This window comes from Streptomyces sp. RG80 (assembly GCF_040446465.1).
Classification (GTDB): Bacteria; Actinomycetota; Actinomycetes; order Streptomycetales; family Streptomycetaceae; genus Streptomyces.
The window spans coordinates 398111-416955 of sequence record NZ_JBEAAJ010000008.1; the positions used below are offsets into that span (position 1 = coordinate 398111).

The window sequence follows — 18845 nt, forward strand, 5'->3', positions numbered from 1 at the left end:
ACCGAGGGCTTCCAGGAACATCAGAGGAGACAGCGTATGGCAATGCGCTCAAGTCGAAGTCTACGCGCTAAGCGGCTCGATCCGCTCAAGCCCGGAATCATCAAGGTTGGTGACGGCAAGGAACAGCTCGAAGTCTGGGCGAATGCAGAAGGCATCGGCATCGGCGTCAAGAAGCGCTATCGCAGGGCCGACGGCACCAAGGGGATGTTCACCGCGTCCTCCAAGCGTAAGCCGAACCAGCTTCCGCACCAGATCACCGAAGCCCAGCGCATGGCCACGAACCGGCCTGAGCTGGACTACGAGGCCAACAAGGATCTGCTGAAGTCGGTGTTCTGGCAGCACCACCTTGTCGTCGACGCCGAAGCCGCGTACGTCCGTGTACCGACCGAGGGCGAGTCCGACGCGGAGTTTCTGACCGAGGCGTCCCGCGCGGGCCTCTACGGGGTGCCTACGGGCCTCCTGGGCACAACTACGTGGGGCTCGGGCATCTGGGACGACGCGCACACCAAGGTTGCCCAACAGCTCAAGGCAGCGGGCCGACTTGGACCCTTCATCGCGGACAACGACCCCAAGGGGCACAAGTACGCGAAGATGCGGCAGGACGCTGTTCCGGGGCATCCGGTGCTGATGCCGCCGACCCCCGGCCACGACCTGCGGGACCACTTCGAGAACGGCGGCACATGGGATGAGCTGATCGAGTTCACGCCCGAAGCGATGGCCGAGGTGCAGGCACAGTCCGAGGCTGACCAGAAGCTCAAGCGGCGCATGGAGAAGGCGCACGAGCGGGTCAAGGGGCTGATCCTGGCCGTCAACCCGGACTGGTTCCCGTCCGCCGACTGCCCGCCCGGCCAGTACGAGGGGCCGTGCTGGCTGTGCGAGGGGCCGCGACAGCTCCGTTACACCGTGGAGGAGCACAAGGACATCCGAGGTGGCGCACAGGTCAAGCTGTGGTGTCACAAGTGCGAGGCTGGATATGGCGAATTGCTTCCGCCGATCGCCGCCACCACGGATGACCTGTCCGAATGCCCCAGGGTAAACCTGGAGTTCAAGACTGTAAGGGCTTCGGCCGGCAGTGAAGTTGGCGTTCTGGACGGCGTCAACGTTGTGCCCGAGGTGTTCTCCGACTCGGACAACGGTCGGATTCTCGCCGAAATCCTGGACGGAAAGGTCGTGTGGATCGAGAAGGAGCAGGATTTCTACGCCCACGGTGGCCACGGCTGGGAGCGGGACTACAGCGGGATCGTGAGCCGGAAGGCGCGCGACATGGCGCAGCAGCAGTTCGACGCCGGGCGATACATCTGCAAGAAGGCCAAGGGCGACAGCGAAGAGGCCAAGGCCGAGCGCGAGTACGGCAAGATGCTGATGTCGCACGGTGCATCTGGCCTTTCCGTGGCCGGGCGCAGGCGCTCGCTGGAGGCGTTCCGCCATCACGAGGGTGTGACGCTCAAGAGCGTTCAGCAGAGCTTTGACCAGAATCCCCGGCTGATCGCCTGCCTGGACAAGGCCGTCATCCTCACGGCAACCGGCTTCGAGGTCCGCGAGCTGCGCCCGGACGACTACACCACCATGAACACGGGCGTGGCAGTGGTCGAAGGGGCTACGCACGAGGTGTGGGACAAGGTGCTCAACAAGTTCTGGCCCGATCCGGAGGTTCGCCGGCACCTGGTCCGTCTGCTCGGATACAGCATCCTCGGCGGGAATCCGGAACGCCAGTTGTGCGTGTTGTGCGGAGAGACGACGGGCGGAAAGACAACGCTTATGGAGGCTGTGGATTCGGCGCTGGGCTCGTACTCCGCGAGCTATGGCCAGTCCATATTCCACGCCAACTCCAAGGACAAGCCGCGCCCGGACCTGATCCGGCTGCTGCCCAAGCGGTATGGCCACTCGTCCGAGGCCAACAACAAGTGGACGCTTCACGGCGACCAGGTCAAGCGGATGGTTGGCGAAGACAGCATGTCCTTGCGCGACATGTACGGGAAGGCCAACGAGATCATCCAGGCGACCCCGCAGATGACGCCCTGGCTCGCCACAAACCACGCCCCGCAGATCAAGGATATGGACGAGGCCACAACGCGGCGCATAACCACCATCCCGTGTGACGTGTCGCTGAAGAAGTCCGAAGAGGACCCCGCCATCAGGAACCGGGTCCGCACCGAAAAGCCCATCCTGGAGGCCATTCTGTGGTCGCTTCTTCAAGGTTGGGTGGACTACTGCGAGAACGGCTTGGACAAGCGTCCTGCCGCCGTCGAGGCCGCCACGCGGCAGTTCCTCCGGGACGCCTCCGAGGCTGGCGACTTCTGGTCATCGGAGGTCGTGCAGAAAGACGACTCCGAAGTGTGGTTCTACGAGGTGTACGACCGCTATCGGAAGTGGTGCTGGGCGCAAGAGGTTCGCGGCAGCGACATTCTCAAGGAGCGCGCATTCTCCATGCAGATGTCCGCCCTGTGGAAGGACGTTGAAGGCGTCTCCAAGCGGGACGTCAAGGAGAAGGGTAAGCGCGTCGGCGTGAAGTATGTCGGACTTGCGCTCGTCGAGGACGAGGCCAGTGGAGTGAGCATCTGATGGGGCGTCGCAAGCCGAACAAGACGCGCCGGGAGCGCCCCGCAACGTGGCGAACGATGGATGCGCACATGAAGATGCAGGCCATCGAGATGGGCACCGAATTGGCCTTTGCGCGGAACGCAATTGTGGTGCTGGAGCTGCACCGAAAGGACCTGCTCCAGACGCTCGTGTACGAGTCCAATGAGGACTTCTTCCAGCGCGGCATGTTGCGGGCCTCCGCTCACCAGAGCCTCGTGTGCCTGCCGGACGTGATCGAGCTGGAAGGGCTCATCAACGGGATGCCTCCCCTGGACGCCATCGCCACGCATCGCAATTCCGACGGGCGCAGCGCTCGCGTGTTCGTCTGCCCCGACATGCGGAATCTCGCCCAAGCCGTAATGGAGGCCATCAAGTGATCCAGTCCGGCCAGTACGGCAATTGGTACTACGGGATTCGCCTTGCCGACATGAACAACACCGAAGTCAACGTGCACGGCGATGAGGTGGAGTTCAAAGACGGCTCGCTCATCGTCTGGCGAATCAAGGACGACGGCACCCGGTTCGTGAACGTGGCGTTCGCGCCCGGCGTGTGGGCCTGCCTCTTCGCCGCGAGTCTGTTGGACGGCCATGCCGTGGCCGTCGAGTACTGGTCTCCGTCCCTGGACGACCCGGCTCCCACGCCGCGCTCGGTCCCGGCCGACGAAGACTGACCCCGCCCGCTCACAGAATCAGGCCGTAGGCGGCTCCGTACGCCGCCCCGAGGCAACCGGGCTCACCCCGCCCCGTTCTCAGCCCTACGGGCCGCCTACGGCTTCCGATTCGAACAGGAGTTCGACATGCAATTTCGCAAGTTGCCCAAGTGGGTGTATTACGCGCTGAACGTCGAGATGCAAAGGCCCCATTTCCGGCGTCATCTGGAGCGCTGCGTTACCGAAGAACGAGGGCTGATCGTCCAGTTCGCCTACAACCGGGGTCTTGTCTGGCAACACCCCGTGTCGAGCGTGCGTGAGGCATACGCCCGGCTCGCCACTAATCAGCCTCCAGGCGAGGGCATCTGCTATCTGGTCGCCGTTCCGCCACCCGTGCTCGCGGCGGCTCAGTCGGCCGGGGTTCCGTACATGCGCCTGCCCCGCCGCGCCTCTGCCACCGCCCGGCGTGAGGGTCATCCCCTTGAGTTCCTGCGTGTCCCGATGGACGCCTTCCGGCCGGCAGTGGAGGTGCAGGATGCCTGAGCTGTTGCGCACTGCCGAGGGTGACCGCGTAGAGGTGCACATCCTCGACGAGTACGAGGGTGAGGCGCGAGAGGTCGAGATCGACGGGGAGCGCTGCTGGCTCCTGGTGGACATCTGCACCAAGTTCAGCTTTCGCCGCTCCAAGGCGCGCGAGCCCGAGTGGCGAGCGGCCAACTGTCGCCGGGACTGCCTCCGCCCGGTCATCTACTCCATCTCGTCGCGGACCTACTACGTCCACGGCTACGCCATCAACGCGGAAGGCGTCGAGCGGCTGAGCGGTATGTCCACGCGCTCATGGAAGCTCCCCCGACAGCCGTACGGCGTGCGTAAGGCGGTGGCGCGGTGAGCGAGGACGGGCCCAGGAAGCCAATTCGCAGGCGGCGCAGGCGAGTTGGGGAGGGTGGTTCTACCGAAACCACCCCTGCCGCGCCCCAGGAACCACGCAAGCGGACCCGCCGCAGGACGCTCCCGCCCGGCGTCCGGGCCACACCCGCATGGAAGGTCGCCGGGAGCCCGCCCATCGGTGCCGACCCAGAAGAGGAGGCCTGACATGCCGCTCAGGATTCGCCAACTCACCGTTACCGATGCGGACTTGGAGCGCTTCTGGCCACAGGTGGCCGCGCCCGATGAGAACGGCTGCACGCTGTGGACCGGCATCACCTACAACGGCGAGTACGGCCGGTTCCGCATCGGCAGAGACCAGTACGTAGCCCACCGAGTGGCGTGGGAGGCGTACATGGGTGACATCCCCGAGGGCTACACCCTGGATCACGTCTACGACTGGGGCTGCCGCTCCAAGTTGTGTGTCTGGATTGGCCACTTGGAGCCTGTGACGCACGCCGAGAACAACCGTCGTCGGTGTGCCGTGATCAGGGCCAAGACACGTGCAGCGCTCGCCCGGTGAGGCTCCAACCGCTCTCGGACTTCCTGGCCTCCACAGTCCCACCTGCGGAGATTGTCCAACTTTGGGAGGGGAGTTTCCATTTTGTGGAAGTTGGCGTTAACTTCCGTCTCGAACACCAGTGCGAACGAAGCCCCAAGGAGGCCCAAATGAGCAAGTCCGAGAACGCGAAGACCTACACCGAGCGCGCCGCTTCCGAGCCCACGGAGCTGCACAAGAACTTCGCGGAGTGGATCAAGGAGCAGACCGGCTACGAGCCCGACCTGAAGACCGTGCAGATCGTCTGCGCCATGCGCATGGACTTCCAGCGTTCGGAGGAGAACCAGTCCCACCTGGCCGACCGGAAGGCCGCTGCGGAGGCCAAGCGCAAGAAGCAGGCCGCCGAGAAGAAGGCGCGGCTGGAGAAGCAGCTCGCGGCCCTCCAGGCCGAGCTGGCCAAGGAGACCGCAGCCGTGGAGCCGGCAACCAAGCCCGCAGCCAAGAAGGCCACCGCGAAGGCGACCCCCGCCAAGGCCGCTACGCCCACGCCTGCCGAGCCCGCGAAGGCGACCGAGGCCCCGGCTCAGCCGAAGGCGCGCGCTCCCCGTACGCGGCGGACGACGGCCGCCAAGACCGCCGAGACCAGCAAGTAAGTCCACACAAGCGGAAGGGCCGGGAGTGGAGTCCCGGCCCTTCCAGACCCCCGAAGGGACCTACGCATCATGAACGCTACACCCTGTGCCCAGCACACGCCGGGCTCGGACATCTGGGACCTCCACTGCACCGTCTGCGGTGTCCGCCTCTTCGAGTGCGGCATCTCGCTTGACCAGCTCGTTGAGCGGGTCTACGCCATCCAGCAGGAGCCCATCCAGGCCACCGGCCGCATCCGTGGCACCTGGGCCGAGGTGCTGGAAGAGGGCGACGGTCAGCTCTGGGCCTACTGGGTCCGCCCGGCTCGCAACTTCGCCGGGTACGAGGCCATCGACACCACCGACCCGGAGCCCACGGGCGAGAAGCTGTCCGGCCTCCTCATGGCCGAACTCGCCGGGCTCCCGGCGGAGAAGCCCGCGCCCGTGGACCTCCCGGAGCCGTCGTGGCCCGCTCGCGCCCACAAGCGGCCGTCCCGCTGGGAGCGCTTCAAGCGCTGGAGCCGGGCGAACGCGGAGCGCGAGTTCGTGACCATCGCCGCGCCGCTCGTCGGCATCTGGTCGGTCGCCCTCTTCACGGTCCTGGGCTGGGACGGCGTCAAGGGCGTCTGCTCCGCCGTGGCCTCCATCTTCAGCTAGTCCACCTCGGTCCGGCCCGGTGACCCTCGGAGTACGGGGGTCACCGGGCCTGGGCCACGTTCCAAGGAGATTCCATGGCCCACATCAAGCCCGTACCGCGCGCCGGTGGACGTTGGGCGTACGAGGTCCGGTGGCGAGACCACGGCAAGGATCGACAGATCACGTGCAAGACCGAGCCTCAGGCCGAACGCGAACTCGTCCGCATCGAGGACATGTTGGCTGCTGGCCGGTCCACATCTGCGCTCACCTCCAAGAAGACCGTTGCCCAGGTGTTCGAGGCGTGCATGGCGGCCGGTGAGGGCCACCTCAAGCCGCGCACCCTGGAGGGGCAGCGCTCCATCTACAAGAACCACATCGCGGTGGCGCTCGGGCGGAGGCAGGTAACCGGCGTGCGCGCCACGGACGTTGAGAAGTGGGTGGCTGCACTCGGCAAGAAGCTGGGGCACGGCTCAGTCCGCAACGCCTATGTGGTGCTGAACAAGCTCTGCAAGTACGCCATCCGGCATGACTGGCTGACGGTGAACCCGTGCACAGGCGTGGCGCTCCCGCAGGACCACGACGCCGTAGAGGACAAGCGCCAATTCCTCACCCCTGCACAGGTGGAGGCTCTGGCCGTGGCGATGTCCGAGCGGCGCGAGCACTACGCCTTGGTGGTCCGCATGGCGGCGTACACCGGGCTGCGCTCGGGCGAGCTCGCGGGCCTCCGCATCCGGGACGTCAACCTGTTCCGGAACACAGTGGAGGTGCGCCGTACGGTCCGCCGGAAGAAGGGCGGCGGCTGGGTCGCGGCCTCCCCCAAGTCCAAGCGGTCCGTCCGTGAGGTGCCGCTGCTGCCCCGGCTCGCGGCCGAGCTCCGGGTGTACCTCGACGCGCACCCCAACCGCACGAACCCCGACGCGGCGCTGTGGCCGGGCAGCCGGAAGAAGTTCCAGAGCAGCGAGATCGACTGGAACATCCCGTTCGACATCAACAACCTGATCAAGTCGCACTTCCGCAAGACCGTCCGAGCTGGAGTCGGAGATGCCGGCATCTCGACTGCAACCCGTTGGCACGACCTTCGCCACACGTACGCCTCGATCATGGCGGCTGCACCCGGCATCACCATCTACGAAGTCAGCAAGTGGATGGGGCACTCGTCCATCACCACCACAGAGAAGACCTACGTCCACCTGTTCCGCACGGACTACACAGACAAGATGGCCGGGGTAGACGCCTTCCTGTCGGGCTCGGGGGCGACCCTCGGCGCGGGAGGCTCCGTAACGCCGATCTTTGGGGCCGTAGGCGGCTCGTAGAGGGCGGGGCGGTGCCCGCGTCCGACGGCCGCGCGTTCGCTCGTAAGGCGGCCAGCGGCTGATTCCGAGGGTTACGCCGCTACTACCGGCGTAACCGACTCCAGAACGCACGAACGCCCCTGGACCGGGAGCATGTCCGGCTGTCCAGGGGCGTTCGTGTTGGGCGTTCGTGGCCATGCAGCCGAGTCCCGCCCTCGTGTGGCGCGGGCCGGGGCTGTTAGGTCACCCCGCGCCGTGTGGTCTGTGGATCAGGCGAGATACCGAGCGATGAAGTCACGGATGGTCGGGGTCATGCTCGGGCTTCGGTCCTCGGCGGCGAGAGCGCGGATCGGCTCCAGCCACTCGCGGATGTCCTGGTCGCCGGAGTGCGCTTTGTGAGCCAGGTCGAGCCCGACCTCCACGGCTTCGCAGATGAGGTCCTGGACCGCCTGCGCCGTGGCCTCGGAGAGGACCTTGTGCACCTGGTCGTTGGCGACCTGTGCCGCGTAGTCGCGGCCGTGTACGCGCACCCGAACGTTGGGCTTGGTCTCGTTGCTCATGTCAGACCGCCAGGTCGGCCTGGACACCGGCGAGCGCGCCGCGCCATGCGGAGTCGTGCGGGCGGACGAGGGCCGAGGAGTTGGGGAGCACGCCGGTGCCGTTCTTGGTCTTGAACAGGTTCAGCGCCTCGATGCCGACCTCCACCTTGCCGGTCAGGCAGGCCTCGATGAGGGTTTCGAGCTCGGTCGTCTCCAGGGTGACAGCGGCCATGTTGTTGTCCTAACTGTGTGTGTTGCGTGGCGAGTTGGGGAGAAAGTCAGTTGCCCTTGAGCCGGTTGGCGAGAGCGTCGGCCGAGGACGGGCGCGTTCGTGTGGACGGCTTGTGTCCGGCGTTGATGTCGCGCACGGGCTCGATGTACTTGCGCACCGGGGGCGGGTTGTCCTTGGAGTGCGCGCGCAGGTGCGCGGCTGCCTCCTGAGCGGACTTGCTGGCCGTGGAGGGGCGCTCCGTACGGGGCCGCTTGTGGACCAACGGGTTGTTGGTGCCCCGGAGTCGCGCCACCTTGGCCTCTGCGACCGTCATGGGGCGCTCGTCTTCGTCCTCGGCGTCGCTGTTGTCCGCGTCGTCCAGAGGGTTGCCGTCGGCATCCAGGCCGAACAGCTCGGGGTCTTCCTCGGCGAGCGCCTCGATCTGCGGCTTGAGGGGCTCGTTCAGGTCCAGGAGCTTGAGGCCAGCACGGGCCATGGTCCTGGACATTCCCGCAGCAATCAGAGCGCGGCGGGCATTGGACATCTTGATCTTCGAAACAGCCATTGGAAGCCTCCAGGGCATGGGCATTGAATGGACAAGTCCTCGTTGCTGGTCCAAGTCGCCCACACGGGCTGTTCCGCCACCGTCGCTCGTCAGCGACATTCGGCACTTGTGCATATGCGCTTCACCATAAGATCGGCACACATTGTGTAGATATTCGGTTGTACAGTCCGTGGCGAGCCGCAAAGCTGCGGTATCCGCGTTGGGCTATCTGGTCTCCGACTCGGCGGTCTGGTTATCCCTTTGACCTCCATCTCCGGGATGCCTCGTGCCGTGTTGCATTGTCGGTGCCTCGCTAAGCAGCGTGGCGAACGAGGGAATCCTACCTCGGAGGGCAGCGCGCTATTCCGAGACAGTGTGAATTCGGAATGTGCAGTCAATTGGGGGCGGGATAAGACCGAATAGCCCGATACGTTCATCGGAATCAGCGTATGGGCGCGTAAGGGCTCGGCGCGGGTGGGTCGGTGACTTTCCCCGGAGACGGGGCGCGGGCTCGCCTATGACCCCAAAGAATTGGGCGGCGGGGGCGCGGCGGGGGTCGGTTCGGCGGGGCGAACGCGGCGGAGGCAGCGGCCGACTACACGGGACAGCGCCCAGCCCTGTGCACACGAGTCCACCGGGGTGCAGTCGTCGCAGTGCTGTGTGTGGTTGAACAGCAGAGCGAGGGCGGAGTCGTAGGAGATGCGAGATGGGGCGCAGTCTGGACAGGCGTAGACCGGGAACGATGGACCGGATGCGCGCTCGATGGCGTACAGCAGAACCGGGGTCTCGGTGAGGGTGTGGCAGTCCAGGCACATGCGACGTGGGTGCATGTAGGGCACTATAGACATGTGGTGGGCACTGCGGAACCCTATGTTTGTCCTTGCAGGTCAGACGGTGCCTAGGGTGCAGGCATGACCGAGGGCGACGACATCCGGAATCTCGACAGGCGCGGGCCTGAGCTGGTCTACGCGGCCGTGGCCGACGCGGTGGCGGCGCAGATCGCCAGCGGCGAGCTGAAGAGTGGAGACAGGATTCCCGGTGAGCTGGAGATGGCAGCCACATATGGCATCGCCAGAATGACCGTGGCGCGCGCAGTCAGAGAGCTGCGTGAGCGCGGCTTGGTCCAGACAGTGCGCGGCAAGGGCACATTCGTCATCTAATTGAGCGCTGTGCACATCGTGAATTGTGGGGCTCGAAGGGGATCCCGAGGGGGTGCCGGGGTGAATCCGCAGGTAGACCCCCATAAACCCGCGTTCTCGTCGGACTGCCGCTCCTCGTGCTCACCGCGCTGTCCGGGATCCCCGTGGCCGCCGTCGAGCGGTGGCGCCTGCGGTGGGCGGGCGCGGGGCCCGTGCCGGTCGCGCCGCACCGGGTGCCGGACGCGCCGGGGCTCGCCCGGTGGCTCACGGTACGGCTCACCGAGGGCGCCACCTGGCGGGAGCTGGCGTACGCCGTGCTGCTCGGTCTGGTGCTGTGGCCGCTGGACGCGCTCGCCGTCGCCTTCGCGGCGGGGGTGCCGCTGTTCCTTCTCGCCACGCCGCTGCTGGTGGCCGTGGACGGGGAGGCGAAGGTGGTCAAGCTGTGGACGGTCGAGACGTGGCCGGCGGCCTTCGGGGTCGCGGCGGCGGGCGTGCCGTTGCTGATCGCGGGGGCGTACGCCCTCGGAGCGGCCGCGGGGGCGCGCGCCGAGGTCGCGAAGATGCTGCTGTGCTCACCCCGGGACAGCGAGCGCGTCACCGAACTCGTGCGCTCCCGCGTGCGGTTGGTGGACGCCTTCGAGGCGGAACGGCGCCGGATCGAGCGCGACCTGCACGACGGCGCCCAACAGCGGCTCGTCGCCCTCACCATGACCCTCGGCCTCGCCCGCCTGGACGCACCCCCGGGCCCGCTCGCCGAGCAACTCGCCAAGGCGCACGGCGAAGCCGGGGAAGCCCTCGCGGAACTGCGTGAACTCATCCACGGCATCCACCCCAAGGTGCTCGCCGACTACGGACTGGAAGCCGCCGTGGCGGACGCGGCGGACCGCAGTACGGTCCCGGTGGACGTCCGGCTGGACCTCCCGGACCGGCTGCCCCAACCCGTGGAGAGCGCCGGGTACTTCGTCGTCCGCGAGGCCCTCGCCAACGTGGCCCGGCACAGCGGCGCGAGCCGCGTGACCGTCAGCGGCCGGCACCAGGACGGACGGCTGACCCTCGACATCCGCGACGACGGACGCGGCGGCGCCTCCAGTGCGAAGGGCACCGGGCTCACCGGTCTCGCCGACCGGGTGTCAGTGCTCGATGGCAGACTTTCCCTGTCCAGCCCACCGGGTGGACCGACCCTGCTGCGAGTGGAGATCCCTTGCCGGCCGACCGAGCCCCGCGCCTAGTCCTCGCCGAGGACAGCGTCCTGCTGCGCGACGGACTCGTCGGGCTGCTCACGCGGTTCGGGTACGAGGTGGTCGCGGCCGTCGGCGACGCGGACGCGCTCCTCGCGGCGGCCGCCGAGCACACCCCCGACGTGGTCGTGACCGACGTCCGGATGCCGCCCGGCTTCCAGGACGAGGGGCTGCACGCGGCCGTGAAGCTCCGCGAGGAGCGGCCCGGACTGCCGGTGCTGGTCCTCAGCCAGTACGTACAGCGGGCGTACGCCGCCGAGCTCCTCGACTCCGGCGACGGCACCGGAGTCGGCTATCTGCTCAAGGACCGGGTGGGCCAGGTCGAGGAGTTCGTGGCCGCGCTGCGGGAGGTGGCGGTCGGTGGCACGGTCGTGGACCCCGAGGTCGTACGACAACTGCTGCGCCGCAGACGGGATCCGCTCGCCCGGCTCAGCCCGCGCGAGCGGGAGGTACTCGCGCTGATGGCCGAGGGCCGGTCGAACGGCGCCATCGCCAAGGCGCTGGTGGTGTCCGACGCGGCCGTCGGCAAGCACATCGGTTCGATCCTCACCAAGCTCGACCTGCCGCTGGCGGACGACACGCATCGGCGGGTGCTGGCGGTACTGGCGTACCTCAGAGGCTGACCCCCGCGGGACTGACCCCCGCGGGACTGCCCCCCGCGGGACTTCTCAGAGCGCCTTCGCGTAGCACCGGCTCGACTCGTAGTGGCGGTAGTAGCCGAACTTCTCGCACGGCTCATAGCCGCTCGAGACGTACAGCGCGATGGCCTCCGGCTGCTTGTCGCCGGTCTCCAGGACCATCCGGACCCGGCCCGCCGCCCGGGCGTCCTCCTCCAGCGCGGCCAGGATGCGCCGGGCGAGGCCTCTGCCCCGCGCCTGCTCTATGACGTACATCCGCTTGACCTCGGCGTCGCCGTCGCGGTTGCCCTCCTCGTTGGCGTCCTGAGCGCGCCAGCCGCCCGTGGCCACGGGTACGTCGAGCTCGTCGTACGCGATGAGGTATGCGCCGTTCGGTGGCTCGAAGTGGGCCGCGTCCATGTGCGTGGCGTCGCCGTCGTCGCCGTAGCGGACGGCGTACTCGGCCTGGACCTGGTCGTTGAGCTTGACGGCGTCGGGGTGGTCGAAGGAGACGCGACGGATATTCATGCTTCCTACCGTATGTCAATACATCCAGAACGGGATCCAGTCCAGTGTGCCGGTATCGTGCCCGGGTGCTCACTGTGACCTCTGTGAATGTGAACGGACTCCGCGCCGCCGCGAAGAAGGGCTTCGTCGAGTGGCTCGCGGACACCTCCGCCGACGTGCTGTGCCTCCAGGAGGTACGCGCCGAGCCGCAGCAACTGCCTGAAGAGGTCCGCACCCCCGACGGCTGGCATGTGGTGCACGCCCCCGCCGCCGCCAAGGGCCGGGCCGGCGTCTCCCTCTACACCCGCCGTGAGCCCGACCGGGTCCGGATCGGCTTCGGCTCGTCGGAGTTCGACACCAGCGGCCGCTACGTCGAGGCGGACCTCCCGGGTGTGACGGTCGCCTCCCTCTACCTCCCCTCCGGCGAGGTCGGCACCGAGCGGCAGGACGAGAAGGTCCGCTTCATGGACGAGTTCCTGGCCTACCTCAAGGAACTCCGCGAGCGCGCCGCCGCCGACGGCCGCGAGGTCGTCGTCTGCGGCGACTGGAACATCGCCCACCAGCCGGCCGACCTGAAGAACTGGCGCGCCAACCAGAAGAACTCCGGCTTCCTGCCGGAAGAGCGCGAGTGGCTGACCCGCGTCCTGACGCCGTCGGACGGCGGCTACGTCGACGTCGTACGCGCTCTGCACCCTGAGGTCGAGGGGCCGTACTCGTGGTGGTCCTATCGGGGGCGGGCCTTCGACCGGGACACGGGTTGGAGGATCGATCTCGCCGTCGCGACCCCGGGGCTAGCGGAGAGAGCGGTCAAGGCACTCGTGGAGCGGGCCGCCAGCCACGACGAGCGGTGGTCGGATCATGCTCCGGTGACGGTCGTCTTCGACAAGTGACATGACGTGTGGGGGTGTGCCGGTGTCTGGCACGCCCCCACACGTGCCGCAGGACAGATCAGGAACGCGACCCGACCGGCTCCGGTCCGCCGCCCGATCGGCCCTTGGCGACAGTGACGCGAACTCCGTCCCTGAGGAGTTGCTCCCGAGTCACCTCGCCGTCCACGGCGAACGCCTCGCGGTAGCGGCCGACTGTGTACTCGTCGAGCCAGTCGGCACGCATTGCGGCAAGGGAGGGGCAGGTCGCGCCACGGGCAGCGGCGCGGCAGACATAGTCGCCGTACGAATAGGCCTTACGCGTGGCGAAGTACATGCGGCCACCGCACCCGGCGCAGTGCGCGATCCCGATCAGCAGGGAGGTCTCCCGGCGCTTGGGGTGGGTGCCGTTGGACCGGGTGTCGAGGACGTCCTGGAGCGCTTGGAACTCCTCTTCGGTGAGCAGCGGAGCGCCGATCAGTACGGGGGCACCTTCGATGTCCCGGACCGTCTCCCTCTTGTGCACCCGGTGACCCATCAGCGCCGGGGTGCGGAGGATCTTGCACAGGCTGCCGGCTGTCCAGCGAAATCGCTCGAAGTCGCGTCCGTGGCGCCGCCCGCCTGTTGGGCGTCCCTGTAGCTGGGCGTGGCGGTCACGCGGCACCAGGACGCCCGCGGTCTCGAGTTTGTGGGCGATGGCGACCAGGGACAGCCCGGAGTGGACGTCGTCCACGATCGCGCGGACGACGGGGACGGTCTGTGGGTCGGGAGCGAGACACCACCCGATGCCGGACGGGTGGGGAGCCTTCCTGTACCCGAACGGTACAAGGCCACCGCCGTAGCGGCCCATCGCGCGCAGCGCTCGGTGGGCGCTGGTGAGACGGGTGGAAAGGGCGTGAGCCTCTTGCTCGGCGGCGTAGGCCAGGTTCATGCAGCGGCGAATGGCGTCGCCGTCCGCCTGGGGTGTGACCACGAGCGGCTGACGCTCTTCAGACATTCCGAAAACGAGTGTTGTCGCGTGCTGCCGACCCCACTCGATCAACTCTGCCATGTGGGCGACGGAACGCGCGGCGCGGTCCACGTGAGACCACACGATGGCGTCGTATTCGTCCGGGCGCTGCAGCCAGGACGACAATGAAGGCCTCTCGAAGGGGGATTTCTGGCGCGCGGAGACTCCGAGGTCGGTGGCTTCGGCGATCAACGTGAAGCCCATTTGCTCGGCACGCAGTCGGATGTCGGCGCGCTGTCTGTCGGGCGAGGTGGTCACTCCGGTCAGGGTGCTGAGACGCACGGCTCCAAGAGCTCGCGGGTGTTCGGTGGGGCTAGGCTCGGGCATGTCGGCGCTCCGTGAAGTGTCGGCCACACCCCGGGACTGGTCGCACAGTCGCCGGGGCCTTTTCGATCTCACTCTCGGACCGGGAACGCGTCTTCGTCTGCGACTGCGGGCGAAGTGCCTCGATGGAGTGAATGCTCGTGAAATGCCGGGCACTTGAGGAAAATTTCGGTCTGCGGCGTTTGGTCCGCTACCGCTACCGCTACCGCAACCGCCGGTCCAGTGCCAGGGACAGTTCTGCCTCCACCACGCTTCGGGCGAGGGGGCGTAGGCGCTGCATGTCGTTCTCGGTGGCGTGGCGGAGGACGAGTTCGGCGAACATTTCGGCGAGGGCGTCGACGTGTTCGCGGACGCGTTTGCCGGCTGCGAGGACCTCGGACAGGGGGATGCCCTCGGCGACCAGGGCGGAGGAGACGTCGAGGAGGCGGCGGCTGATGTGGACGATCTCGTCGCCGTCGGTGCCGAGGTAGCCGAGGTCGAGGGCGGCGGCGAGGTTCTCCGGGGTGACCTGGCCCTCGAAGCGGGCGGCGAGTTCCTCGGGGGTGAGGCGGACCGGTTCCTCCTCGGTGGGGGTCGCGACCCCCAGGAGGTCCGCCACGTCGCGGCCGTGATCCAGGGCCTCCGCCAGTTCCGCGATGCCGGTCAGGGTGTGGCCGCGTTCCAGGAGTGCCGCGATCGTGCGCAGGCGGGCCAGGTGGTGGTCGTCGTACCAGGCGATGCGGCCCTCGCGGCGGGGCGGCGGGATGAGTTTGCGTTCGCGGTAGAAGCGCAGGGTGCGCGGTGTGATGCCGGCCTCCCTGGCCAGCTCCTCCATGCGGTACTCGCGCTTCTCCGTCACGATCGCAGCCTATGTTGTACCGCCGGTAACTTTCGTGGCCCGACCCCTACCCATCGGTACGGTGCTGTCCTACGCTCCCATTGCGCCAGTGTTCACTGGCGGAGTCCGAGAGAGCGATGCAGCGATGCAGCGATGCGTGGAGGCTTCGGGATGACCGAGCACGAGCATGTGCGGGTGGCGGTGATCGGGTCCGGGTTCGGCGGGCTCGGGGCCGCCGTGCGGCTGAGGCGCGAAGGGGTCACCGACTTCGTCGTCCTGGAGCGGGCCGGCAGCGTGGGGGGTACCTGGCGGGACAACAGCTATCCCGGGTGCGCCTGTGATGTGCCGTCCCATCTGTACTCGTTCTCCTTCGCGCCCAACCCCGACTGGCCGCGCACCTTCTCCGGGCAGGAGCACATCCGGGCCTATCTGGAGCATGTCACCGACGTCTTCCGGCTCCGGCCCCACATCCGCTTCGACTCCGAGGTGAAGATGATGACCTGGGACGGCGAGCGGCTGTGCTGGGACATCGAGACCAGCAGCGGCCGGCTCTCCGCCGACTTCGTCGTCTCCGCCACCGGGCCGCTCTCCGACCCGAAGATCCCCGACATCCCCGGCCTCGACTCCTTCCCGGGCAAGGTCTTCCACTCCGCCCGCTGGGACCACGACTACGACCTGCGCGGCAAGCGGGTCGCCATGGTCGGCACCGGGGCCTCCGCGATCCAGATCGTGCCCGCCATCCAGCCCGAGGTCGCCGAGCTGACCCTCTTCCAGCGCACCCCGCCCTGGGTCATGCCCCGCGTCGACCGGGCCATCGGCGACGCCGAGCGGGCCCTGCACCGGGCGCTGCCCTTCACCACTCAGGCCCGGCGCGGACTGCTGTGGGGCATCCGGGAGTTGCAGGTCCAGGCCTTCACCAAGCGCCCCAACGAACTCGGGCTGGTCGAGAAGCTGGCCAAGGCCAACATGGCGCGGGCCATCAAGGACCCCGCCCTGCGGGCCAAGCTGACCCCCGACTACCGCATCGGCTGCAAGCGGATCCTGCTGAGCAGCGCGTACTACCCGGCGCTCGCCCAGCCCAACGTCGACCTCGTCGCGAGCGGGCTCGACGAGGTCCGCGGCTCCACCCTCGTCGCCGCCGACGGCACGGAGACCGAGGTCGACGCGATCATCTTCGGGACCGGCTTCCACGTCACCGACATGCCGATCGCCGACCGGGTCGTGGGCAAGGACGGACGTACCCTCGCCGAGGCCTGGAAGGGCGGGATGGAGGCCCTGCGCGGTGCGTCCGCCGCCGGGTTCCCCAACTGGATGACGATCATCGGGCCCAACACCGGGCTCGGGAATTCCTCGATGATCCTGATGATCGAGTCCCAGCTGAACTACCTGGCCGACTACGTGCGCCAACTCGACGTGCTGGGTGGCCGGGTGGCACTGGACGCCCGGCCGAGCGCGGTCGCCGCCTGGAACCGGCGGGTGCAGGAGCGTATGACGCGCACGGTGTGGAACACCGGCGGCTGCACGAGCTGGTACCTCGACGCGAGCGGCCGCAACACCACCATCTGGCCGGGCACCACGACCGAGTTCCGGCGCGCCACGCGGCGCGTGGACCTCGCCGAGTACGAGGTGGTCCGTGCCACCAAGACCGCCGAGAAGGCAGACCGGGTTGAGGAAGACGTGAAAGAGGTGAGCGCGTGAGCCGGCTCATGCATGTGTCCTCCGGGCCGTACGCCCCGCCCGTCCCCACCCGTGAACTGACCGCCGTCTCCGCCGATGGCGCGCGCCTGCACGTCGAGGTGCACGGGGCCGAGCACGCGCCCCCCGTGGTCCTCGCGCACGGCTGGACCTGCTCGACCGCCTTCTGGGCGGCGCAAATCCGCGACCTCGCCGTCGACCACCGGGTCATCGCCTACGACCAGCGCGGCCACGGCCGCAGCCCGGCGAACCCGGCATGCAGCACCGACGCCCTCGCCGACGACCTCGAAGCCGTACTGAGGGCGACGCTCGCACCCGGTGAGAAGGCCGTGATCGCCGGGCACTCCATGGGCGGGATGACGGTGATGGCGGCGGCCGACCGGGCCGTCTTCCGGGAGCATGCCGCGGCCGTCCTGCTGTGCAGCACCGGTGCCTCGCGGCTGGTCGCGGAGTCGACCGTCGTACCGCTTCGGGCCGGGCGGCTGCGGACCTGGCTGACCCAGCACGTCCTCGGGTCGCGGGCGCCGCTCGGGCCGGTCACGCCGCTCGCGCGCCGGATCCTCAAGTACGGGACGATGGGCCCCGGTTCGGCCCCGCACATGGTGGAGGCGTGCGCGCGGATCGTGCACGCCTGTCCGCGCAAGGTGCGCCACTCCTGGTCGCGGGTGCTCGATCTGCTCGACCTCGACCACGGGGTGCGGTCCCTTGCCGTGCCGACGGCCGTGGTGGTCGGTACGGCGGACCGGTTGACGCCGCCGGTGCACGCGCGTTCGCTGGTCGCGGCGCTGCCGAACTGTGTCGGGCTCACCGAACTGCCCGGGCTCGGACACATGACGCCGGTGGAGGCGCCGGAACTGGTCACCGGGAAGATCCGGGACCTCGTGACGACGTACGCAACGATCAAGGAGGGTGCATGAGCAGGGTCAGCCTCGAAGGACAGGTCGCCGTCGTCACCGGAGCGGCGCGCGGCGTCGGCGAGTTGCTCGCCCGCAAGCTCTCCGCGCGCGGGGCGAAGGTGGCGCTGGTCGGGCTGGAGCCGGACGCGCTCAAGCAGGTCGCCGAGCGGCTGCACACCGACTGCGGCCACTGGTACGCCGACGTCACCGACCACGAGGCGATGGCGCAGGTCGCGCGGGAGGTGAAGGAGCGGTTCGGGAAGGTCGACATCGTGGTGGCCAACGCCGGTGTGGCCAGCGGCGGTCCCTTCGTCGACTCCGATCCGGACGCGTGGCGGCGCGTGATCGAGGTCAATCTGATCGGGTCCGCCGTGACCGCCCGCGCCTTCCTGCCGGTGCTGATGGAGAGCCGGGGGTATCTGCTGCAGATCGCCTCGCTGGCCGCGATCACCCCGGCGCCGATGATGACCGCGTACTGCGCGTCCAAGTCCGGTGTGGAGGCCTTCGCGCACAGTCTGCGGGCCGAGGTGGGCTACAAGGGCGTACGGGTCGGGGTCGGGTATCTGTCGTGGACCGACACGGACATGGTGCGCGGGGCCGATCAGGACGACGTCATGCGGGAGTTGCGGCAGCGGTTGCCGTGGCCGGCCAACAAGACGTATCCGCTGGGACCGGCGGTCGACCGGATCGTGGCGGGCATCGAGCGCCGCTCCAGTCACGTGTACGGGCAGGGGTGGCTACGGGGCACGCAGGGCATGCGCGGGTATCTGCCGGGGCTCATCGGGACGGTCGGACAGCGGGAGATGCGGCGGTTCGGGGACCGGCTGAAGGGGGTCGGGTCGGGGCTCGTCGGCGCAGGTGGGGCGGCCGATGAACAGGCGCGCGCGGTACGTCGCGACTGACGCTGAGTTACGCGCCGTAACTGATCGAAATGCGGGCTTTGTCCTGTCGTGTGAATCTGGTCGAGGCCCCGCTACGGGGCTCATCCCCTCACCCGATTCGGGAGTGAACCCACATGGGTATGAAGGACCAGTTCCAGGACAAGTCGGAGCAGTGGCAGGAGCAGGCCAAGCAGAAGGCCCAGCAGGCCCGGGAGCAGGGTCAGGGCCGGCGCGAGGAGCGCGGCAAGCAGCGGGACGAGGAGACGGAGCGGCTCCAGCGGGAGGAGCAGGACCGGCTCGACCAGGACTACGACGCGTAGCCGCTGCGCTTGGCTCAGGCCGTTGAACGTGGG

Annotated in this window: 22 protein-coding genes and 1 pseudogene; 17 read left to right on the forward strand and 6 right to left on the reverse strand. The window is 68.2% G+C overall.

The features are described 5' to 3' along the window. Positions 1-36: 36 nt before the first annotated feature. The 9 genes from ABKA17_RS28725 (at position 37) to ABKA17_RS28765 (ending at position 7230) form a co-directional block, all read left to right on the forward strand. Positions 37-2562, forward strand: a complete 2526-nt coding sequence (locus ABKA17_RS28725; RefSeq protein ID WP_353695162.1) for a DNA primase family protein — start codon at positions 37-39, stop codon at positions 2560-2562. Positions 2563-2630: 68 nt separating this feature from the next. Then, on the forward strand, positions 2631-2957 hold the full coding sequence (locus ABKA17_RS28730; RefSeq protein ID WP_353695163.1) for a hypothetical protein: 327 nt from the start codon (positions 2631-2633) through the stop codon (positions 2955-2957). Then, entirely contained in the window at positions 2954-3250 is a 297-nt protein-coding gene (locus tag ABKA17_RS28735; RefSeq protein WP_353695164.1) for a hypothetical protein, read from the forward strand. Before ABKA17_RS28730 ends, ABKA17_RS28735 begins: the two co-directional genes overlap by 4 nt. 126 nt (positions 3251-3376) lie before the next feature. Next, entirely contained in the window at positions 3377-3772 is a 396-nt protein-coding gene (locus tag ABKA17_RS28740; protein WP_353695165.1) for a hypothetical protein, read from the forward strand. After that, positions 3765-4118, forward strand: coding sequence for a hypothetical protein (locus ABKA17_RS28745; RefSeq protein WP_353695166.1), 354 nt, complete (start codon positions 3765-3767; stop codon positions 4116-4118). The genes ABKA17_RS28740 and ABKA17_RS28745 overlap by 8 nt, the downstream gene beginning before the upstream one ends. A gap of 177 nt (positions 4119-4295) precedes the next feature. Continuing rightward, entirely contained in the window at positions 4296-4676 is a 381-nt protein-coding gene (locus tag ABKA17_RS28750; protein WP_353695167.1) for an HNH endonuclease signature motif containing protein, read from the forward strand. Positions 4677-4822: 146 nt separating this feature from the next. Further along, the gene (locus tag ABKA17_RS28755; RefSeq protein WP_353695168.1) at positions 4823-5305 is read left to right on the forward strand and encodes a hypothetical protein; all 483 of its coding nucleotides are present in this window, start codon (positions 4823-4825) and stop codon (positions 5303-5305) included. Positions 5306-5374: 69 nt separating this feature from the next. Continuing rightward, positions 5375-5938: a hypothetical protein gene (locus tag ABKA17_RS28760; RefSeq protein ID WP_353695169.1), complete on the forward strand. Its 564-nt coding sequence runs from the start codon at positions 5375-5377 to the stop codon at positions 5936-5938. A 74-nt stretch (positions 5939-6012) separates the two neighbouring features. After that, entirely contained in the window at positions 6013-7230 is a 1218-nt protein-coding gene (locus ABKA17_RS28765; RefSeq protein WP_353695170.1) for a tyrosine-type recombinase/integrase, read from the forward strand. Between the two features lie 248 nt (positions 7231-7478). On the opposite strand, the gene ABKA17_RS28770 is transcribed toward ABKA17_RS28765, so the two are convergent. Genes ABKA17_RS28770 through ABKA17_RS28780 form a run of 3 tightly spaced genes read right to left on the reverse strand, consistent with a single transcriptional unit; the run spans position 7479 to position 8455 of the window. Then, positions 7479-7769, reverse strand: coding sequence for a hypothetical protein (locus tag ABKA17_RS28770; RefSeq protein ID WP_353695171.1), 291 nt, complete (start codon positions 7767-7769; stop codon positions 7479-7481). 1 nt (position 7770) lies between these two features. Then, entirely contained in the window at positions 7771-7980 is a 210-nt protein-coding gene (locus tag ABKA17_RS28775) for a hypothetical protein (RefSeq protein ID WP_353695172.1), read from the reverse strand. Positions 7981-8026: 46 nt separating this feature from the next. Next, entirely contained in the window at positions 8027-8455 is a 429-nt protein-coding gene (locus ABKA17_RS28780) for a hypothetical protein (RefSeq protein ID WP_353695173.1), read from the reverse strand. A gap of 959 nt (positions 8456-9414) precedes the next feature. Here ABKA17_RS28780 and ABKA17_RS28785 point away from each other — a divergent pair. The 3 genes and pseudogenes from ABKA17_RS28785 (at position 9415) to ABKA17_RS28795 (ending at position 11503) form a co-directional block, all read left to right on the forward strand. After that, complete coding sequence (locus tag ABKA17_RS28785; protein WP_353695174.1) at positions 9415-9663, forward strand: GntR family transcriptional regulator; 249 nt, start codon at positions 9415-9417, stop codon at positions 9661-9663. 92 nt (positions 9664-9755) lie between these two features. Further along, positions 9756-10871, forward strand: a pseudogene (locus ABKA17_RS28790) (sensor histidine kinase); the annotation flags it as partial. Then, the gene (locus ABKA17_RS28795) at positions 10844-11503 is read left to right on the forward strand and encodes a response regulator (protein WP_353695175.1); all 660 of its coding nucleotides are present in this window, start codon (positions 10844-10846) and stop codon (positions 11501-11503) included. The pseudogene ABKA17_RS28790 and the gene ABKA17_RS28795, both read left to right, overlap by 28 nt. 45 nt (positions 11504-11548) lie before the next feature. On the opposite strand, the gene ABKA17_RS28800 is transcribed toward ABKA17_RS28795, so the two are convergent. Then, positions 11549-12025 carry a GNAT family N-acetyltransferase gene (locus tag ABKA17_RS28800; protein ID WP_353695176.1) on the reverse strand — a complete coding sequence of 159 codons (477 nt, stop codon included), beginning with the start codon at positions 12023-12025 and terminating at the stop codon, positions 11549-11551. A 44-nt stretch (positions 12026-12069) separates the two neighbouring features. Here ABKA17_RS28800 and ABKA17_RS28805 point away from each other — a divergent pair, with 44 nt between their 5' ends. Further along, the gene (locus tag ABKA17_RS28805; RefSeq protein ID WP_353695177.1) at positions 12070-12894 is read left to right on the forward strand and encodes an exodeoxyribonuclease III; all 825 of its coding nucleotides are present in this window, start codon (positions 12070-12072) and stop codon (positions 12892-12894) included. A gap of 58 nt (positions 12895-12952) precedes the next feature. On the opposite strand, the gene ABKA17_RS28810 is transcribed toward ABKA17_RS28805, so the two are convergent. Continuing rightward, positions 12953-14206, reverse strand: coding sequence for a recombinase family protein (locus tag ABKA17_RS28810; RefSeq protein ID WP_353695178.1), 1254 nt, complete (start codon positions 14204-14206; stop codon positions 12953-12955). A 199-nt stretch (positions 14207-14405) separates the two neighbouring features. Then, positions 14406-15017: a MerR family transcriptional regulator gene (locus ABKA17_RS28815; protein WP_502994416.1), complete on the reverse strand. Its 612-nt coding sequence runs from the start codon at positions 15015-15017 to the stop codon at positions 14406-14408. 174 nt (positions 15018-15191) lie between these two features. Here ABKA17_RS28815 and ABKA17_RS28820 point away from each other — a divergent pair, with 174 nt between their 5' ends. The 4 genes from ABKA17_RS28820 (at position 15192) to ABKA17_RS28835 (ending at position 18812) form a co-directional block, all read left to right on the forward strand. Beyond that, on the forward strand, positions 15192-16718 hold the full coding sequence (locus tag ABKA17_RS28820; RefSeq protein WP_353695180.1) for a flavin-containing monooxygenase: 1527 nt from the start codon (positions 15192-15194) through the stop codon (positions 16716-16718). After that, a complete protein-coding gene (locus tag ABKA17_RS28825) occupies positions 16715-17632 on the forward strand; it encodes an alpha/beta fold hydrolase (protein WP_353695181.1) in 918 nt (305 codons plus the stop codon). Before ABKA17_RS28820 ends, ABKA17_RS28825 begins: the two co-directional genes overlap by 4 nt. Beyond that, a complete protein-coding gene (locus ABKA17_RS28830) occupies positions 17629-18513 on the forward strand; it encodes an SDR family oxidoreductase (protein WP_353695182.1) in 885 nt (294 codons plus the stop codon). Before ABKA17_RS28825 ends, ABKA17_RS28830 begins: the two co-directional genes overlap by 4 nt. A 113-nt stretch (positions 18514-18626) precedes the next feature. Beyond that, positions 18627-18812, forward strand: coding sequence for a hypothetical protein (locus tag ABKA17_RS28835; protein WP_353695183.1), 186 nt, complete (start codon positions 18627-18629; stop codon positions 18810-18812). The last annotated feature ends 33 nt before the right edge of the window (positions 18813-18845 follow it).

What these genes read in the sequence shown, in the direction of transcription:
- ABKA17_RS28740 (WP_353695165.1), top strand. Translation starts at nt 3,377, where the DNA reads ATGCAATTTCGCAAGTTGCCCAAGTGGGTGTATTACGCGCTGAACGTC.
- ABKA17_RS28725 (WP_353695162.1), top strand. Translation starts at nt 37, where the DNA reads ATGGCAATGCGCTCAAGTCGAAGTCTACGCGCTAAGCGGCTCGATCCG.
- ABKA17_RS28830 (WP_353695182.1), top strand. Translation starts at nt 17,629, where the DNA reads ATGAGCAGGGTCAGCCTCGAAGGACAGGTCGCCGTCGTCACCGGAGCG.
- ABKA17_RS28765 (WP_353695170.1), top strand. Translation starts at nt 6,013, where the DNA reads ATGGCCCACATCAAGCCCGTACCGCGCGCCGGTGGACGTTGGGCGTAC.
- ABKA17_RS28760 (WP_353695169.1), top strand. Translation starts at nt 5,375, where the DNA reads ATGAACGCTACACCCTGTGCCCAGCACACGCCGGGCTCGGACATCTGG.
- ABKA17_RS28780 (WP_353695173.1), bottom strand. Translation starts at nt 8,455, where the DNA reads ATGGCCCGTGCTGGCCTCAAGCTCCTGGACCTGAACGAGCCCCTCAAG.
- ABKA17_RS28835 (WP_353695183.1), top strand. Translation starts at nt 18,627, where the DNA reads ATGGGTATGAAGGACCAGTTCCAGGACAAGTCGGAGCAGTGGCAGGAG.
- ABKA17_RS28730 (WP_353695163.1), top strand. Translation starts at nt 2,631, where the DNA reads ATGAAGATGCAGGCCATCGAGATGGGCACCGAATTGGCCTTTGCGCGG.
- ABKA17_RS28785 (WP_353695174.1), top strand. Translation starts at nt 9,415, where the DNA reads ATGACCGAGGGCGACGACATCCGGAATCTCGACAGGCGCGGGCCTGAG.
- ABKA17_RS28770 (WP_353695171.1), bottom strand. Translation starts at nt 7,769, where the DNA reads ATGAGCAACGAGACCAAGCCCAACGTTCGGGTGCGCGTACACGGCCGC.
- ABKA17_RS28800 (WP_353695176.1), bottom strand. Translation starts at nt 12,025, where the DNA reads ATGAATATCCGTCGCGTCTCCTTCGACCACCCCGACGCCGTCAAGCTC.
- ABKA17_RS28820 (WP_353695180.1), top strand. Translation starts at nt 15,192, where the DNA reads ATGACCGAGCACGAGCATGTGCGGGTGGCGGTGATCGGGTCCGGGTTC.
- ABKA17_RS28755 (WP_353695168.1), top strand. Translation starts at nt 4,823, where the DNA reads ATGAGCAAGTCCGAGAACGCGAAGACCTACACCGAGCGCGCCGCTTCC.
- ABKA17_RS28810 (WP_353695178.1), bottom strand. Translation starts at nt 14,206, where the DNA reads ATGCCCGAGCCTAGCCCCACCGAACACCCGCGAGCTCTTGGAGCCGTG.
- ABKA17_RS28775 (WP_353695172.1), bottom strand. Translation starts at nt 7,980, where the DNA reads ATGGCCGCTGTCACCCTGGAGACGACCGAGCTCGAAACCCTCATCGAG.
- ABKA17_RS28745 (WP_353695166.1), top strand. Translation starts at nt 3,765, where the DNA reads ATGCCTGAGCTGTTGCGCACTGCCGAGGGTGACCGCGTAGAGGTGCAC.
- ABKA17_RS28815 (WP_502994416.1), bottom strand. Translation starts at nt 15,017, where the DNA reads ATGGAGGAGCTGGCCAGGGAGGCCGGCATCACACCGCGCACCCTGCGC.